We start from the raw sequence: 15,810 nt of genomic DNA, 5'->3' as shown, positions 1-15,810 counted from the left end.
CATCGTGCGCGCGATTTCGCCGCTCGTCATCCCTCTCCGCCCGATAGTGAGAAGCGCCTGCCCAGTGCCTCCACGACGTGATCACGCAAGGCCAAGAGTTTCCTGGGCAGGTGCTGTCCACTCGGGCGTACGAGAAATACACCCCCTGTAGGTGCCGCCCACCGCGGGAGCACCCGCACGAGCTTCCCCGCGAGAACGTCCTGCTGCGCAAGAAATGACGGGAGCAGCCCGATGCCCATGCCGTGGCGAAGCGCCTCTCGCGCGAAGAAGCCGTCGTCCGCGGTCAAGCGAACCTGTAGCCTGGCGCGCATCAAGGCCTCCTCGTCGGGAGCGAAGGGGCTCGTGCCGACGATCATCACCCCGTCGTGCCCGGAGAGATCCTCCAGTGCCTTCGGTGTGCCCCGAACCCGCAGGTACTCCGGCGAGGCGTAGAACTGGAGGCTGAGCTCTCCCACCTTGCGCGCGATCAGTCCCGAGTCGCGCGGCTTCTTGCCCAGGATGCGAAACGCGGCGTCGAAGCCTTCTTTCACCAGGTCCACGGGGCGAGGCGACAGGTGCATCGCCACCGAGATGCGGGGGTAGCGGCGACAGAAGCCGGCCATGATCTCCGCGAGCACCTCGGCGCCGAAGTCGGCGGTCGCCGTCAGGCGCAGCGATCCCGAGGGCTCGTCGGCGAGTTCCGGGATGCCCGCGATGGCCTCCGTCAGCGCCTGGAGGGGCGACGCCAGACGGCTGACGAGCGCCTGCCCTGCCGTGGTCAGCGCGACCGTTCGCGTCGTCCGCTGCAGGACCCGTACGCCGAGCGCGGCCTCCAGCGAGGCGATCGCACGGCTGACCGTGGACTTGGGTACCCCCAGGCGTCGCGCCGCCTCCGTGAAGCTCGCCGTCTCTGCCACGGCCGCAAAGACCGAGAGGTGGTTCAGATCAATTGTTCCCATTTTGCAACACAGTGAGCAAAAGCGCTGCATTGCGCCGGAACCGAAACGGTCACAGATCTCGGGGCACCTCGCAACAACAAGGAGTGTTCACCATGTCTCAGCCTCTCCTGGTCACGGGCGCCGGCGGTCAGCTCGGTCGCCGCGTCCTCGAACTCCTGCTCGCGAAGGGCGCCGGCCCGCTCATCGCGACGACACGTGATCCGGCCAAGCTCGCCGACCTGAGCGCTCGTGGCGTCGAAGTCCGCCACGCCGACTTCGACGATCCGGCGTCTCTGCAGGAGGCTTTCGCTGGAGCCGGGCGCCTGCTGCTCATCAGCACCGACGCCCTCGATCGGCCAGGTCGTCGTATCGAGCAGCACCGTCGTGCCCTCGACGCCGCCGTGAAGGCCGGGGTGAAGCACATCGTCTACACGTCCCTGACCAACCCGGGGCCAGGGTCCCCCGTCACCTTCGCGCCGGATCATCAGGGCACGGAAGACGCCATCGCGCAGAGCGGCCTGGGATACACCGTCCTGCGCAACAACCTCTACGCCGACCTCCTCCCTTCTGCCCTCGCCCGCGCCGCCGCGACCGGCCAGCTCCTCGCGGCCACGGGCGAAGGAGCGACCGGCTATGTCACCCGCGAAGACTGCGCCCGCGCCGCCGCCGCCGCCCTCGCCTCCGATTTCGCGGGCCAGCGCACCCTCGACGTCACCGGTCCGACGACGATCACACACCGCGAGCTCGCCAGGCTCGCCGCCGACCTCACCGGGAAACCCGTCGACTACGTGATCATCCCCCTGAGCGCGCTCGAAAACGGCCTCCAGCAGGCTGGCCTCCCCCCCACCCTCGCCGCCGCCTACGCCTCCTTCGACGAGGCGATCGCCCGGGGGTCGCTGAACGTCACCACCAGGGCCGTCGAAGATCTCACCGGCCAGCCCGCCGAAGACGTGCGCACCTACCTCTCCCGCCACCGCGCCGCCCTCCTCCCTCCCGCGGCGCCCTGACCCCTCGCGCCCGCCCCGCGGAGCCGCGCCCCCCCGCCGGGACGGGTCGCGGCCCACCCCGAAAGTGCCTTACGCTCCCGGCCATGTCGTCCGCCGCTCCCGAGTCCACCTCCGCAGAGGTCCTCGATCGCGCGCCTGTCTCCGAGGCGCCTCCATCCCACGCCGAGCACGAACCCTACATCCCGGCCTCGCAGAGCCCGCGGGAGCTCACGCTGCGCGCCATCGTGCTCGGCGCGGTGCTCGGGGTCATCTTCGCCGCGTCCTCCGTCTACCTCGCCCTCAAGGTCGGCCTCACCGTCTCCGCCTCGATCCCCATCGCCGTCCTCTCGATCACGATCTTCAGGGCATTCGGTCGGGCCACCATCCTCGAGAACAACATCGTCCAGACGACGGGATCGGCAGGTGAGTCGCTCGCCGCAGGCATCGCCTTCACGATGCCGGCATTCTTGCTCATGGGCTACGCGATGGAGGGGATGAAGGTCGTCGCCATCGCCCTCCTCGGCGGACTCCTCGGCGTCCTGATGATGATCCCGCTCCGCCACGGGTTGATCGTGGAGGAGCACAAGAACCTCACGTATCCCGAGGGAACAGCGTGCGCCGACGTGCTCATCGTCGGCGAGACGGGCGGCACCAACGCCAAGACGGTGCTCGGGGGGTTCGGTCTGGGCTTCGTGTACAAGCTGCTCGGCGACCCAGCGAAGCTCTTCCAGATGAACCCGGATTACCGCTTCTCGAGCTTCCGGGGAGCGAGCTTCGGAGGCGAGCTGACGCCGGAAATGCTGGGCGTGGGCTACATCATCGGGCCGCGCACCGCCTCGACGATGATGGCCGGTGGCGTGCTCGCCTACCTCATCTTGATCCCGCTCATCGCGTTCTTCGGCGAGGGCCTGGGTACGCCCATCTTCCCCGCGACCACGCTCATCCGGGAGATGACGCCGAACGAGATCAGGTCGCGCTACGTGCTCTACATCGGCGCTGGCGCAGTTGCGACCGGCGGGTTCGTCAGCCTCGGGCGCGCCATGCCCACCATCTTGAAGGCCTTCAAGAGCGGGATCCGTAACTTCCGCGTGGGTGGCAAGGCGTCCACGGCGTCCGTCCCGCGCACGGCGCAAGATCTGCCGTTCAGCGTGGTGATCTACGGCTCGCTGGGCCTGCTGGGGCTGATCTGGCTGGCGCCGATGCTGGACATCCAGCTCGTGCCGGCGATCCTGATCATGCTGTTCGGCTTCTTCTTCGTGACGGTGTCATCGCGCATCACGGGCGAGATCGGTTCCTCGTCGAACCCGATCTCGGGGATGACGGTCGCCACGTTGCTCATCACCTGCTTGCTCTTCCTGGCGATGGGCTGGGTCGGCGTGGAGCACCGCGCCGCTGCGCTGACGACGGCGGCGATCGTGTGCGTTGCCGCGTCGAACGGAGGGACGACGAGCCAGGATCTGAAGACCGGCTTCCTGGTGGGGGCGACACCGAGGCGTCAGCAGATCGCGCTGCTGGTCGGCGTGGTGACGAGCGCGCTGTTCATCGGCTGGACGCTGCTGTTCCTGAACAAGGCGTACACCACGGTGGTGGCGGAGAACTACGAAGCACCGCTGCCACCCGCCGCGATCACCGCGGAGATGATGACGGCCCCCGATGGTCAGTCGTACCGCGTGGGGTACATGGCCGACTCGGGAGGCGCGGTGCCGCAAGGCAAGTACCTCGTCGACGAGGGAGGAAAGATCGCGTTCGTGGTCGACCCGGGCATCGGCGGTCGGGCGCCCCATGTCCCCGAGAAGCTCGATGCGCCGCGTCCGGTCCCGGTGGGGGCGGTGGCCAAGGGGACCCAGCTCGGTCCGGACCGGCAGGAGTACCGGGTCATCGAGGTCGAGAGCGGAGGGAGCCTGGAGAAGGGGCGCTACCTCGTGTCGGGCGAGGAGGCCGTCTACAAGCTGCGTGACGTCCAGAAGCTGGATGCGCCGAAGGCGAGCCTGTTCGCGCTGATCATCGACGGCATCCTGACGCGCAAGCTGCCGTGGAGCCTGGTGCTGATCGGGGTGATGCTGGCGGTGATGATGGAGCTCTGCGGGGTGGCGTCGCTGCCGTTCGCGGTGGGTGTGTACTTGCCGCTGTCGACGTCCGTCCCGATCTTCGTCGGCGGGCTGGTGCGGTGGCTGGTGGACAGGCAGCGGCGTGCAGGGAAGGAAGCTTCCGCCGAGGAGGAGTTCAGCCCCGGGACGTTGCTGTCGTCCGGCTACATCGCCGGAGGGGCCATCGCGGGCCTCGTGGCGGCGACGGTGGCCGGCTTCGGGATGGAGCGGCAGTTCGATCTCGGCTCGCGGCTCGGTGACATCACGTCGAGCAACCTGTCCGGGATCATCGCCTTCGGACTCATCGTGGTGGCGCTCTACATGGTCGGGACGAAGGCGCAGGACGCGGTGGGCGGTGGCGGTGGCGGTGCCCCCGGGGGTACGTCGCCCGAGGGCGCCGCAGCTACGAAGTAGCGGCTGCGGAGAGCACGTCGGCGATGGCGACGCGCTCTCCACGGGGGCGGCCCTCGGCGTCGGCATGGGCGGCGTCGAGGGCGCCGAGGATGGTGGAGAGGGTGGTCTGATCGAGGATGGTGCTGGGCTCGAGCGAGTCCAGCGCCTGGCCCGTGAAGTTCCTGGGGCATGCGTCGAGCACGGGGAGCGCGCGGGTGCCTTTCGGAGGGGTGAACCGGAGGGGGAGACCGTGCGTCCGACAGATGAGCGGGCGGGCCTCGTAGACGGCGCACTGGCCGCCCTCGTCGAGGGCCGGACAGACGCCGGGATCGCCTCCGAGCGCCCGGGCCGCGAGCTCCGCGCGGCGGGAGGCTGGAAGCGACGCTGCTGCCTCGGCGAGCGCGGAGGCCTCGAGGGAGGTCACGGTGAAGCGACGTCGGCAGCAGTCGTCGCATCCGGCCTGGCAGGTGATCTGCGGGCCGTGCAGGCGCGCAGCGCGATCGAAGAAGCCATCGACCTTGGCGAACAGCTCGCCGAGGCGCGCTCGCGGGGTGGGCGGCGCGGTGGACATCAGCTCTTGATCTGCCGGAGGACGATGACGGGGCGACCTGCATCCCGCGAGCGCCCCAGGTCGACGAGGCAGTCGAGCATCCAGTCCTGATCGTCCTCGGGGTCGACGACGATCTGCTTCACGTTCCAGATCGTGCCGTCGTCCGAGCGCTCGATCAGGGTGTTCTGGGGGCGACGCGCGACGGGGTCGGTGCGGATGGCCGTGTGCTCGGCGTAGTACGCCTGCAAGGTCGCTTCGAGGCGGGCGGCGGTCCAGGGCTCCCCCTCCCCCTCGACCATCTCGGCGGCGACCTCGTAATCCCTGGAAGCGAGGGCGCGCAGGAAGAAGAACAGCTCGTTCCGGAGGAGGACGGTGAACGCGCGCTCGTCGCGGGTGATGTCGAACGCTTCCGGCTCGGTGACGCCACGCGCCGCCTCGATGACCCGCGGCGCGCCGCCGGCGCGGAGGCGCTCCCACTCGTCGAGGAGGCTGGAGTCGACGCCGCGCACGAGGGCGCGGAAGTAGGCGATCATCTCGTCGACGTCGTCGTTCTTGGCGTAGTCGGGGACGGTCTGGACGAGGCCCTTGTAGACGTCGGAGAGGTAGCGCAGGAGCAGCCCTTCGACGCGCTCCAGGCCGTACTCCTTGATGAAGTCGGCGAAGGACATGTACTTCTCGTACATCTCCCGGGCGATGCCCTTGGGGCGGATGTTCTCCTGGCCCACCCAGGGGTGACGCCGCCCGAAGTCGTCGAAGGTGAGGTAGATGAATTCGCGGTTGGGCTTGGGGTATTCGAGCTTCTCGAGCGCCTCGATGCGCTGCTCGTACTCGACCCCCTCGGCCTTGAGCTCGGCGAGCTTGAGCTGCTTCACCTTGTCGAGCTGGCGCTGGAGGATCGCCTCGGGATTCTCGAGGGTGGACTCGACGAGCGTGAGAACGTCGAGGGGGTACGTGCCCAGCTCGCGATCGAGCTTGTCGACGGTTTCGAGGACGTAAAGCGAGAGCGCCTGGTGGAGCGAGAACTCCTCCTGAAGGCCGGAGCTGACCTCGAGCTTCTTCGCGCGGGAGTCCCACATGGGCACGAGCTCGACGATGCCCGCCTCCCACAGGGAGCGCAGGAGCTGCATGGCGGTCTTGCCGATCTGGCGGCGCACCGCGGGACGCTCGTGCGAAGAGCGCACGAGCTTCTTCATGGCCTGGCAGCCACCCTCTTTGCGCCCGAGGACGTTGAGCAGCATGCCGTGTGAGACCTGGAAGCGAGAGACGAGCGGCTCCGGCTGAGAGGCGACGAGGCGCTCGAACGTCTGGCGATCCCAGTGGACGTAACCCCGCTCGGGCGGCTTGCGTCGGACGATCTTGCGGCGCTTCGCCGGGTCGTTGCCGGCCTTGATCTCCATGCGGAGGTTCTCGATCACGTGCTCCGGTGCCTGGGCGACGACCGTGCCGTGATCGTCGAACCCCTTGCGGCCTGCGCGGCCGGAGATCTGCTGGAAGTCACGGACACTGAGGATCGCCGTCTTCTCGCCATCGAACTTGCAGAGGCGCGTGAAGAGCACGGTGCGGATGGGGATGTTCACCCCGACGCCGAGGGTGTCCGTGCCGCTGATGATCCGCAGGTGGCCCTGCTGGGCGAGCTTCTCGACGAGCAACCGGTAACGCGGGAGGAGCCCGGCGTGGTGGAGGCCGATGCCGTGACGCAGGAAGCGCTGTACCTCTCGGCCATAGGGGCTCGCGAACTTGACGCCGGCGAGGGCAGCGTTGATGGCGCGCTTCTCCTCCTTGGTGCAGAAATCCTGGCTCATCAGGTTCTGGGCCTCTTCGGCCGCGGCGCGCTGGGTGAAGTTGACGATGTAGATGGGGGCTCGGCCCGTCTTGATGAGGTGCGCCACGGTCTCGTGGAGCGCCGTCTCGCGGTACTCGTAGTCGAGCGGGACCGGGCGCTGGCTGGAGCGGACGATCGCCGTCTCGATGCCGGTCAGCTCGGAGAGCTTCTCCTGGAAGAAGTCGACGTTTCCGAGCGTCGCGCTCATCAGGAGGAAGGTCGCCTTGGGCAGGGTGAGGAGGGGGATCTGCCAGGCGACACCTCGCTCGCGGTCGGAGTAGTAGTGGAACTCGTCCATGATGACGTAGTCCACGGGCGCTTTCTCCCCCTCCCGGAGCGCGATGTTCGCCAGGATCTCCGCGGTGCAGCAGAGGATGGGCGCGTCGCGGTTGACGGAGGCGTCACCCGTCATCATGCCGACGTTGCTCGCGCCGAAATCCTTGCAGAGCGCGAAGAACTTCTCGCTGACCAGCGCCTTGATCGGGCAGGTGTAGAACGAGCGCCGGTTCTCGCAGAGGGCCTTGTAGTGGAGGGCGGTCGCGACCAGCGACTTCCCCGAACCGGTCGGGGTGTTGAGGATGACGTTCTTGCCCGCGAACAGCTCGAGGATGGCCTCTTCCTGGGCCGGGTAGAGCTCGAGCTCGCGCTCGGTGATGTACTCGAGGAAGCCGTTCAGCAGCTCGTCGGGCGTCGGGTCGATGGTGGGGGTGATGCGGGCTTCGAGCGGTCCGAGCTGGTTGTCCATGCGGTCTCAGGGGCCCGGACGGCGAGGTGGGGACTTGGCGCCGCGAGCGGGTGCTGACTCCTGAATGCAGTACCGGAGCCCCTCCTGCAAGTTCTGCTGGGTGGTCAGGGCCGAGAGGTCGACGCCGAGCGAGGTCAACGTCTGGGCGACGGCCGGGTTGATGCCGGTGATCACCGCGCGCGCGCCGAGGAGCTGGACGGCGCGGACGACCCGCAGGAGGTGGTCGGCGGTGGAGGTGTCGACGATGTCGACGCCGGTGAGATCGAGCAGGGCGAAGCGGGATGCCGTCCTCACGATCTCGCCGAGGAGGCGCTCGGTGACCGCGGCCGCGCGTCGCCCGTCGATGGCGCCGATGAGGGGAAGCGCGAGGACACCGTCCCAGAGCTGGAGGACGGGCGTCGAGAGGGCCTGGATGGCCTCGTCCTGGCGCCGGATGACCTCGAGCTTGTCGCGGAGATCCTGCTCGGTCTGGCGGCGCTCCTCGACCTCGTGGCGGAGGGTCTCCAAAGCGACGGCGAGATCGGCGCGGGTGGCGACGTCGGAGCGCAGGAGATCCTCGACCTCCCGCTCGGTGGTCCCGTTCGACAGGCGCACGATGAACTCGTCGTACGGATCACCCGCCACCTCGTACGCCGTCTGCTCGGCCCAGCAGTCCGCATCGAAGAGGTAGCTACAGAGACCGGCGAGCTTCCCTGCCAGGAAGCTCGCCCCCCAGGTCACCCCCAGCGCCTGCTGGTAGACGGACTCCCAGGAGCCAGCGACGCGGAAGCGAGCCTCTTTCCTGTCGCGATCCAGCGCGACCAGCTCCCAGCGACCCCAGCCGGCGCGCCCAGCGATCCTGGCGAGCTCCGCAAACCCCTCTTCGAAGGACGGCCTGGAGGTGAGGATCTGCCAGTCCGCCGCGACGCTCTCGCGTCCTCCGCTCTGGAGGCAGATGTTGAACCGCTCGGTGCCGACCATGCGCTGCATGCCGGCCATCAGCCCTGCCAAGGAGGTCTCGATCGAGATCGTCAGCTCGCGCGGCACGCCCTCTCGAGAGCCGTCCTCGCTCCGCCCGGCGCTCGCTCCGTCGATACCTCCCATGCTGTCCCGCTCTGCCATCGTGCTGTCGCTCTCGCCTGTGCTCCGCTGGTCCTGGCGCCCCCATCCCCGCCCTTCGATTGTGGTCCCGTATACCGGCATGACCGTCCCAGGTACAGGGTGGAACGCGACGGACGGCCCCCCTCGCGCACCTCAAAAGCCGGCGCGCTCTCCCCGCTCTCCCGCGACGGCCCAGGACATCGTGGACGTCGAGCGAGCGAGCCCCCAGCGCCCCCGCGCATCGACGGCGATCACGCCCCCGGTCGCCTGGAGCCGACCACGCACGCGCTCGATCTCGACCTGAGCGGCGACCTCGGCCAGCGCGCCAGCGCGCATCCGCTCCACCACAGAGCGCGCGACCCCCAGCCGGATCATCGCCTCCCCCTGACCCGTCGTTGACACGGCGCCCGCCTCGTCATCCGCGTAGGTGCCAGCCCCGATGAGCGGAGAGTCTCCGACCCGCCCGAGCCGTTTGTCGATCGTCCCCCCCGTGCTCGTCGCGGCCGCGCACAGACCCGACGCGTCACGCGCCACCGCCCCGACCGTCCCCCCCGCCCACGACGTGGTCCCCTTCCCCGCCCGGACCGAGGCAAGGGCCTCACGCGCCGCGTCAGTGATCAAGGCCTCTCCGTCCACCGACGAGAACCCTCGCTCCGAGGCGAACCGCGCCGCCCCCTCCGCCGCGTAGAGCACGTGGCGGCCATCCTCCAGCGCCGCGCGCGCGATGGACACCGGGTTCTGGAACCCCGAGAGCGCGCACACGCCTCCAGCGCGCAACCCACGCCCCTCCATGATGGACGCATCGTGCTCGACGCGCCCCGCTTCGTTCAGGCAAGCGCCGGTCCCTGCGTTGAAGAGGGGATCGTCCTCGAGCGTCCGCACGGCGTGCTCCACCGCGTCGAGCGCGTTTCCCCCGCCAGCGAGCACCGCTGCGGCCGCGCGGGCCGCGCGCAGGCACCCGTCGACATGGAGCTGACGTCGCGCCTCGACGACATGGCCTGCGCCGCCGTGAACGAGGACGTAGAACCGCCCGCCGTCGTCGCCCAGACCATGAACGGGGGAGATCACCATGGACACCGGGGGATTCTACTCGGACTCCGACGCCGCCAGCCTGACCGCAGCGAGCTCATACACCATCGTGCAGGGCAGCATGGTGAAGAGGGCCGTCTCGCCCTCGATCAGGTCCATGCACTCCGAGTCGGCTGTAGGCGAAAAGCGGTACGTCAGGCTCCCGGAGAAGCCAGGGACGATCTCGTCCTCTCCCGCCTTCTGGAGCTTGCCCGAGGCGATGTCACGCCGCTCCAGCGAGCAGGGAGCGTAAGCGAGCGTCTCCTCGGTCCGCATATCCACGACGCTCGATGCCTCGATCGAGAACGTCCTGTCGTCGTCGGCCAGCGACCCGAGGACGAGCTCGGCGCCGTTGTTCCAGTACAGAATCCCCTCCTCCCGGGACAGCTCCACATCGAACTCCCAGGTGGGCGTCGCGCCGAGCGCGCCTTCGCCGCAGGTGTTCGAGGCACGGGTACCGACGACGTGGAAGACGCCGAGCACCTCGCCGGGCTCCTCGGGTTCCGCCTTGCCGAAGAGGTGCTCGCAGCCCGTGAGCGCAGGCAGGAGCAGGAGGAACAGCGACAGGGTACGCACGGCTCCGTGCTAGCGCGGACCCGCTCTTCCGGACAACTACGCGGCAGCCGATGAAAACAAAAACGGGCCGGGTGCTATTCATTGCACCCGACCCGTCGCGCGGGCCTCACCGGAGGCCTCTGGGTCGCCCGTGGCACAGCTCGGCCTGGTTCCCCTCACCCTTTCGGGCTTCGAGCCATGATGGACTCGGCGGGGGGCCGCTCCGTGACCGCTTTCGGGTCAGACGTGCCCAGCCTCCGCGTGAGAGCCACTGGTACGCTGCATGAGCATCTCCCTCCTCCGGCTTGCCGGCACCCTGCGCCGAACGGAACGAGCCGCACGGCCTTGCAAGGGTGTTCGTCGTTGGACTTGCGAGCGAATCCCGCAGAGTCGATCAGGGCCCGGCGCTGCGGTGCTCCGCAGCAGGACCATCCTGGAGCAGCTGCTCCCTCCTGGCTTCACGGAGCAGCCTAACACCGCTGCTCGGACGAGCAAGGTGCTCCCGCGCGGTTCGATCTCCGGAGCCGAGCATCGACGCCCGCACGTCGCGCTGGCACGCGTCGAAGGCTCAGCCCTGCGTCGGAGGCTCAGCCCTGCGTCGGAGGCTCAGCCCTGCGTCGAAGGCTCAGCCCTGGATGAGCCAGCCTGCGTCGTCTTCGAGGCGGGGATGACCGGCGAGCCCCAGCGCGGCGTCGACCAGCGCGCGCGGATGCACACCGCTCCGCAACAAGGCAGGGATCCCGCCGGCGGGCCCCGCGGTGAGCGACTCGATCCACAGCTCGGGATCCACACCCGAACCGTACGACGCGAGGGTCACCACCATGGTGATCTCGCGATCGTCGAGAAGCCGACGGATGGAGATGGTTCGCCGCACCCGCTCGCAGTCCTCTGCCCACGCGTCGATCCATGAAAGCGCGCTCTGGTCGAGGCCCCTCAACACGAGCCGCGCAGGAAGCGAGATCCCCGGGTTCTCGGCGGCGGTCACCGCGTCGTGGAAGCCGCGCACCTCGCTGCAGCCGATGACATGGCCATCGTCGACGCTCAGAAAGAACCGGCTCGGTTCGGCGGAGATGCCGTCAGGTCCGGATCCATCTGTCTCGCCCGCGTCGTTGGCAGGCAGCCCGCTAGAGAACCACAGGACATCTTCCGACACGACCGAGACCCTACACCAGCCGAGGAGCGCTCCGGAAGCTTGTCGGAGGCTCGAAACGGCACAAACGGCGCGCACGCCCACGTCTGATTTCGGCTAAGGTGGCCGCGCCTTAGCGGAACCGCCCCTGCGGCAGCCCCGCTTACTGATAGAGCCTCCAATCACAGTTCCACATGAAGCTTAACGCCCAGCAGCTCCAGGAAATCTTGATAGGTCTCGGGTTGTACTTCATCGCGGCCTGGGCGCTCACCACCCAAGTCCCGGCGCGCTGGCGTACGTACAGCCAGAAGATCGCCGCCGTCCTCGGCGTTGTCCTCTTCTTCGTCGGCGTCCAGCGCTACGTCGCCGACCACGCACGCGCCGTGGACGTCGCCAAGGCCGGCATCGCGATGATGGCCGCGAGCTGCGTGTTCTACGAGGCGCACCGCGCAGGCCAGCGTCGCCCCGTGGCGGAACGCTGGAAGAAATTCATCGGCATCACCCTCGGGGTCGCCGCGATTCTCTGTTACTTCAATGGTTTCCGCTTTGGCTACCCCAAGTACTGGCACCGGTGGGACCAGTATCACTACTACATGGGGGCCAAGTATTTCCCGGAGCTCGGGTACAGCAACCTCTACAAGTGCTCCCTGATCGCGCAGGACGAGCTCGGTGTCGTCGAGTACACGAACGAAGACACCGGCAAGAAGGTGCGCATCGACATGACGAAGGAGGTGCGCGCTCCGGAGAAGAAGATCCGGAACCTCAGCGGCGACAACCTCCTGAAGCCCGCGAGCGAGTTCCTCGACAAGCCGGACGACTGCAAGCACAGCTTCACCCCGGCGCGCTGGGACGAATACAAGCGTGACGTGAAGTTCTTCCGGACGGTGTCCGACAAGGGCTACTGGGACGACATGCAGAAGGACCACGGGTACAACCCGCCCCCGGTCTGGACGCTGGGAGGGAAGTTCTTCGCCGAGCTGGTCGATCCGAGCCACCGTATCTTCGGGTTCCTCTGGGTCCAGCACCTCGCCATGCTCGATGTCCTCTTCATCGGGGGCATGTTCGTCGCCCTGTACTGGGCCTTCGGCTGGCGCGTCTGCGCCGTCGGCGCGATCTTCTGGGGCTGTCAGTCCTCAGCGCCCTTCTACTGGACGGGCGGCGCCTTCCTCCGTCAGGACTGGCTGTTCTGGCTGGTGCTCTCCACCTGCTTCCTCCGAAAACGGTACTTCGCGCTGGCGGGCGCGAGCGTCGTCTACGCCGGGCTGCTCCGCATCTTCCCGGGGATCGTGGTCATCGGTGGCCTCACGGTCGCCGGCATTCACCTCGCGCGCCACCGGCGCATGCCTGCACACCACGTGAGAATGCTGCTGGGAGGCATCGCGGCCGCGGCGATCCTCATCCCCGCCAGCATGGCCGTCGCAGGGAAAGACGCCTACCAGCAGTTCTACAAACACACCCTGCAGGTCCACGACCAGACGCCGCTCACCAACCACATGGGCCTGCGCGTCCTCGTCGGTCAGGGCACGCCGATCGAGATCAACGAGCGAATCGGCCCCGTGCCCGTGCCAGGCATCAAGCTCGGCGTCGGCGTCGAGTCCGGGCGCATGAAGTACACCCGCGACAACAAGCTGCAGGATCCCTTCGAGGTCTGGAAGCGGATGCGCATCGAGCGCTACGCGAAGTACAAGTGGGTCGCCTACGGCATCATCGCCGCCACCCTCGCGCTCTTCGTCTACGTCTGCCGGCGCGTCCGCTCGCTGTGGATCGCGCAATGCCTCGCGCAGATCTTCGTCATCCTGGCCTCACAGCTCACCTGTTACTACTACTCGTTCATGATCCTCGCGGCGCCGCTCTCGCGGGTGAAACCGCAGATCGAGGTGCCGCTGTTCGGCCTCGCGGCGCTCAGCCAGTTCATCTGGATGGCGTTCTACTGGAACGACGACAAGTACTACACGCTCACCGCCATCTCGCTGGCGTTCTGTTATTACCTGCTCTGCGTCTTCTCGGGCCGCACCTTCCCCTGGAAGAAGCCGGAAGAGCCGTCACCTGCGCCGGCAGTGACATCGCAGAGCTGAGCCACGCTTCGAGGAACCGAGCATGAGTCACGCGCCTTCGAGTCCCCCTCACCTGCCCTCCAGCGCGAAGGGGTCCATCAGCGCCTTTCGCAAGGTCCCCAGGACGGGGGTGATCTATGTGACCACCGAGGCCTCACGGCTGGGGTTCCGCCCCGGCGTCGAGGACGGCGAGGATGGGTGGTGCAACCTGGGGCAAGGACAGCCCGAGACAGGCCCTCTGCCCGGCTCACCGCCGCGCTGCGAGGCCGTGAGCATCGCCGGTGACGACCAGGAGTACGCACCCGTCGCAGGCCTGTGGGAGCTGCGGGAAGCGATCGCCGACTTCTACAACCGGACGTACCGGCGTGGCATGCCGTCCCAGTATTCGGCCGAGAACGTGGCCGTCTCCGGCGGTGGTCGCGCAGCGCTCACCAGGGCCGCGGCGTCCCTCGGGCAGATCAACCTGGGGCACTTCCTGCCCGACTATACGGCCTACGAAGAGCTGCTCGACATCTTCCGTCTCTTCTCTCCCATCCCCATCGTCCTCGAGGGCGAGCGTGGCTACAGCTTCTCGGTCGGCGACCTAAGGCGTGAAATCCTCAACCGCGGACTGAGCGCGCTGTTGCTCTCGAACCCCTGCAATCCCACGGGCAAGCACGTCCGCGGCGAGGAACTCGCGGCCTGGGTCCACACCGCGCGAGAACTCGACTGCACGCTCCTCATGGACGAGTTCTACTCGCACTACGTCTACGGACTGGGCGACGAGGCGCCGATGGAGAGCGCCGCCCGCTACGTGGAGGACGTCGATCACGATCCCGTCGTCATCTTCGACGGGCTCACCAAGAACTGGCGCTACCCGGGCTGGCGCGTCACGTGGACGGTGGGTCCCCGTGAGGTCATCGAGGCCGTCGCCAGCGCTGGCAGCTTCCTCGATGGTGGCGGCTCGAAGCCCATGCAGCGGGCCGCGGCACAGCTCCTCGACGCCGAGCCCACCCTGGCCGAGACCCACGCCATCCACCGCTCCTTCTCGCACAAGCGAGAGATCCTCCTGAACGGCCTCCGCAAGCTGGGCGTCACCATCGACGTCGAACCCGAGGGGACGTTCTACGTCTGGGGCTCGGTGGCCAACCTGCCCGAAGGCCTCAACGACGGCCACTCGTTCTTCCGCGCAGCGCTCGGCCAGCGCGTCATCGTGGTCCCTGGAGAGTTCTTCGACGTGAACCCAGGAAAGCGCCGCGCCAACCGCCCGAGCCGCTTCCGACACCACGTCCGGTTCTCGTTCGGCCCCAGCGAAGAGGTCCTCGTGCGTGCGCTCGCGCGGCTCACCCGCATGGTGAGCGACTACCGCAGGTAGTCGCATGGGGAGCGATTACCGCAGGTAGTCGCCAGGTAGTCGCCCCGCACGCTGGCCCCCGGTCACACCACACGGCCAGCCTCCCCTCCCCCACCCCGGACACCTCTCGAAGCGCGGAAGCTCCCACCGCAGCGCCTCACCCCGCTGGGGTCCGGCTCGGACCCGGCGGCGCAGAGTCACGACCCGCGACGGGCCCGCGCGCACAAAAAAAAGCACGCCGTAGGCCTCGCGGGGGGGGGAAGCGAGGGCTCTACAGCGTGCCGAGAAAGCGCGTCACACAGGCTTCGTGGGGGGGGGAAACGAAGCACCGTGCCGACGCTGGTTCCCTCTCATCGCAGGGAACATGCCAGCTCCACACCACGATGTTTCGCATGGTTCGAGACCCATCTCTGCCGAGCAGTTCAGATGTGAAACCTCGAACATGAAAGATGCAGTGCTCGCACCACCACCCGAGCCTTCCTCGGTGGCTGCCTGTCGTGGACGCCTCCGACCGGCTGCGCTAGACCCCTGACGGCAACCCACTGCGAGGAATTCATGGGAAAATTTACGCTCACCCACGAGATCAACTGCAACGCCGACACCTTCTGGAAGGTCTTCTTCGATAAGAGCTTCAATGAAAAGCTCTTCCTGGAATACCTCGGCTTCCCGGCGTACCAGATCCTCGAGCAGCGCGAGTCGGACACGGAGATCTTCCGGAAGGTCTCCGGTCAGCCCAAGATGGAGATGCCAGGGCCGGTACAGAAGCTGCTCGGAAGCAGCTTCAGCTACACGGAAGATGGGCGCTGGAACAAGGCGACCAAGGTCTGGACCTGGAAGATGACCCCCAGCGCGATGGCCGACAAAGTGCGCCAGGAAGGCTCGATGCGCATCGAGCCGATCGGCGACGACAAGGTCCGGCGCATCACCGAGATCCTCATCGAGGCCAAGGTCTTCGGTGTCGGTGGCCTCATCGAGAGCAGCGCCGAGAAGCAGCTCCGCGAGGGATGGGACCGCAGCCAGGGCTTCATGAACCGCTGGGTCGCCGAAGGGAAGGCGGGCTGACGGATCTCACGGGGGCACCGGGGTGCCCC

12 protein-coding genes are annotated in these 15,810 nt (G+C 67.8%); 5 read left to right on the top strand and 7 right to left on the bottom strand.

Features of this window, described 5'->3' with window-relative positions; all coding sequences use genetic code 11:
* Positions 1-26 precede the first annotated feature (26 nt).
* Positions 27-938 carry a LysR family transcriptional regulator gene (locus CMC5_RS21580; protein ID WP_245677679.1) on the bottom strand — a complete coding sequence of 304 codons (912 nt, stop codon included), beginning with the start codon at positions 936-938 and terminating at the stop codon, positions 27-29.
* Between the two features lie 92 nt (positions 939-1,030).
* Between CMC5_RS21580 and CMC5_RS21575 the strand changes: the two genes are divergently transcribed.
* Entirely contained in the window at positions 1,031-1,924 is an 894-nt protein-coding gene (locus tag CMC5_RS21575) for an SDR family oxidoreductase (RefSeq protein WP_050436044.1), read from the top strand.
* 83 nt (positions 1,925-2,007) lie between these two features.
* A complete protein-coding gene (locus CMC5_RS21570) occupies positions 2,008-4,404 on the top strand; it encodes an OPT family oligopeptide transporter (protein ID WP_050432186.1) in 2,397 nt (798 codons plus the stop codon).
* On the opposite strand, the gene CMC5_RS21565 is transcribed toward CMC5_RS21570, so the two are convergent.
* From CMC5_RS21565 to CMC5_RS21540, 6 genes are all read right to left on the bottom strand, one after another.
* On the bottom strand, positions 4,394-4,954 hold the full coding sequence (locus CMC5_RS21565; RefSeq protein WP_050432185.1) for a YkgJ family cysteine cluster protein: 561 nt from the start codon (positions 4,952-4,954) through the stop codon (positions 4,394-4,396). The two genes, CMC5_RS21570 and CMC5_RS21565, sit on opposite strands and share 11 nt — an antisense overlap.
* A complete protein-coding gene (locus tag CMC5_RS21560) occupies positions 4,954-7,500 on the bottom strand; it encodes a DEAD/DEAH box helicase (protein WP_050432184.1) in 2,547 nt (848 codons plus the stop codon). The genes CMC5_RS21565 and CMC5_RS21560 overlap by 1 nt, the downstream gene beginning before the upstream one ends.
* Before the next feature lie 6 nt (positions 7,501-7,506).
* Positions 7,507-8,583 (bottom strand): STAS domain-containing protein, encoded by a 1,077-nt coding sequence (locus CMC5_RS21555; RefSeq protein WP_156338771.1) that lies wholly within the window; start codon positions 8,581-8,583, stop codon positions 7,507-7,509.
* A gap of 150 nt (positions 8,584-8,733) precedes the next feature.
* Positions 8,734-9,651, bottom strand: coding sequence for an isoaspartyl peptidase/L-asparaginase family protein (locus tag CMC5_RS21550; protein WP_050432183.1), 918 nt, complete (start codon positions 9,649-9,651; stop codon positions 8,734-8,736).
* Positions 9,652-9,666: 15 nt separating this feature from the next.
* Entirely contained in the window at positions 9,667-10,224 is a 558-nt protein-coding gene (locus CMC5_RS21545; protein WP_050432182.1) for a hypothetical protein, read from the bottom strand.
* 604 nt (positions 10,225-10,828) lie between these two features.
* On the bottom strand, positions 10,829-11,356 hold the full coding sequence (locus CMC5_RS21540) for a hypothetical protein (RefSeq protein ID WP_050432181.1): 528 nt from the start codon (positions 11,354-11,356) through the stop codon (positions 10,829-10,831).
* 170 nt (positions 11,357-11,526) lie between these two features.
* On the opposite strand from CMC5_RS21540, the gene CMC5_RS21535 reads away from it, so the two are divergent.
* From CMC5_RS21535 to CMC5_RS21525, 3 genes are all read left to right on the top strand, one after another.
* The gene (locus CMC5_RS21535) at positions 11,527-13,407 is read left to right on the top strand and encodes a hypothetical protein (protein WP_050432180.1); all 1,881 of its coding nucleotides are present in this window, start codon (positions 11,527-11,529) and stop codon (positions 13,405-13,407) included.
* 22 nt (positions 13,408-13,429) lie between these two features.
* Positions 13,430-14,740 carry a pyridoxal phosphate-dependent aminotransferase gene (locus CMC5_RS21530; protein ID WP_050432179.1) on the top strand — a complete coding sequence of 437 codons (1,311 nt, stop codon included), beginning with the start codon at positions 13,430-13,432 and terminating at the stop codon, positions 14,738-14,740.
* Between the two features lie 534 nt (positions 14,741-15,274).
* Positions 15,275-15,781: a DUF2505 domain-containing protein gene (locus CMC5_RS21525; protein ID WP_050432178.1), complete on the top strand. Its 507-nt coding sequence runs from the start codon at positions 15,275-15,277 to the stop codon at positions 15,779-15,781.
* The last annotated feature ends 29 nt before the right edge of the window (positions 15,782-15,810 follow it).

The sequence above is a fragment of the Chondromyces crocatus genome (assembly GCF_001189295.1).
In the GTDB taxonomy this organism is placed as follows: domain Bacteria; phylum Myxococcota_A; class Polyangia; order Polyangiales; family Polyangiaceae; genus Chondromyces; species Chondromyces crocatus.
The sequence above is the reverse complement of the archived record's forward strand: the minus strand, read 5'-3'. Positions and strand labels throughout refer to the sequence as shown.

Excerpts from the sequence above, each read along its gene's own strand:
- CMC5_RS21535 (WP_050432180.1), top strand. The coding sequence starts at position 11,527 with ATGAAGCTTAACGCCCAGCAGCTCCAGGAAATCTTGATAGGTCTCGGG.
- CMC5_RS21570 (WP_050432186.1), top strand. The coding sequence starts at position 2,008 with ATGTCGTCCGCCGCTCCCGAGTCCACCTCCGCAGAGGTCCTCGATCGC.
- CMC5_RS21560 (WP_050432184.1), bottom strand. The coding sequence starts at position 7,500 with ATGGACAACCAGCTCGGACCGCTCGAAGCCCGCATCACCCCCACCATC.
- CMC5_RS21565 (WP_050432185.1), bottom strand. The coding sequence starts at position 4,954 with ATGTCCACCGCGCCGCCCACCCCGCGAGCGCGCCTCGGCGAGCTGTTC.
- CMC5_RS21530 (WP_050432179.1), top strand. The coding sequence starts at position 13,430 with ATGAGTCACGCGCCTTCGAGTCCCCCTCACCTGCCCTCCAGCGCGAAG.
- CMC5_RS21550 (WP_050432183.1), bottom strand. The coding sequence starts at position 9,651 with ATGGTGATCTCCCCCGTTCATGGTCTGGGCGACGACGGCGGGCGGTTC.
- CMC5_RS21555 (WP_156338771.1), bottom strand. The coding sequence starts at position 8,583 with ATGGGAGGTATCGACGGAGCGAGCGCCGGGCGGAGCGAGGACGGCTCT.
- CMC5_RS21575 (WP_050436044.1), top strand. The coding sequence starts at position 1,031 with ATGTCTCAGCCTCTCCTGGTCACGGGCGCCGGCGGTCAGCTCGGTCGC.
- CMC5_RS21580 (WP_245677679.1), bottom strand. The coding sequence starts at position 938 with ATGGGAACAATTGATCTGAACCACCTCTCGGTCTTTGCGGCCGTGGCA.
- CMC5_RS21525 (WP_050432178.1), top strand. The coding sequence starts at position 15,275 with ATGGGAAAATTTACGCTCACCCACGAGATCAACTGCAACGCCGACACC.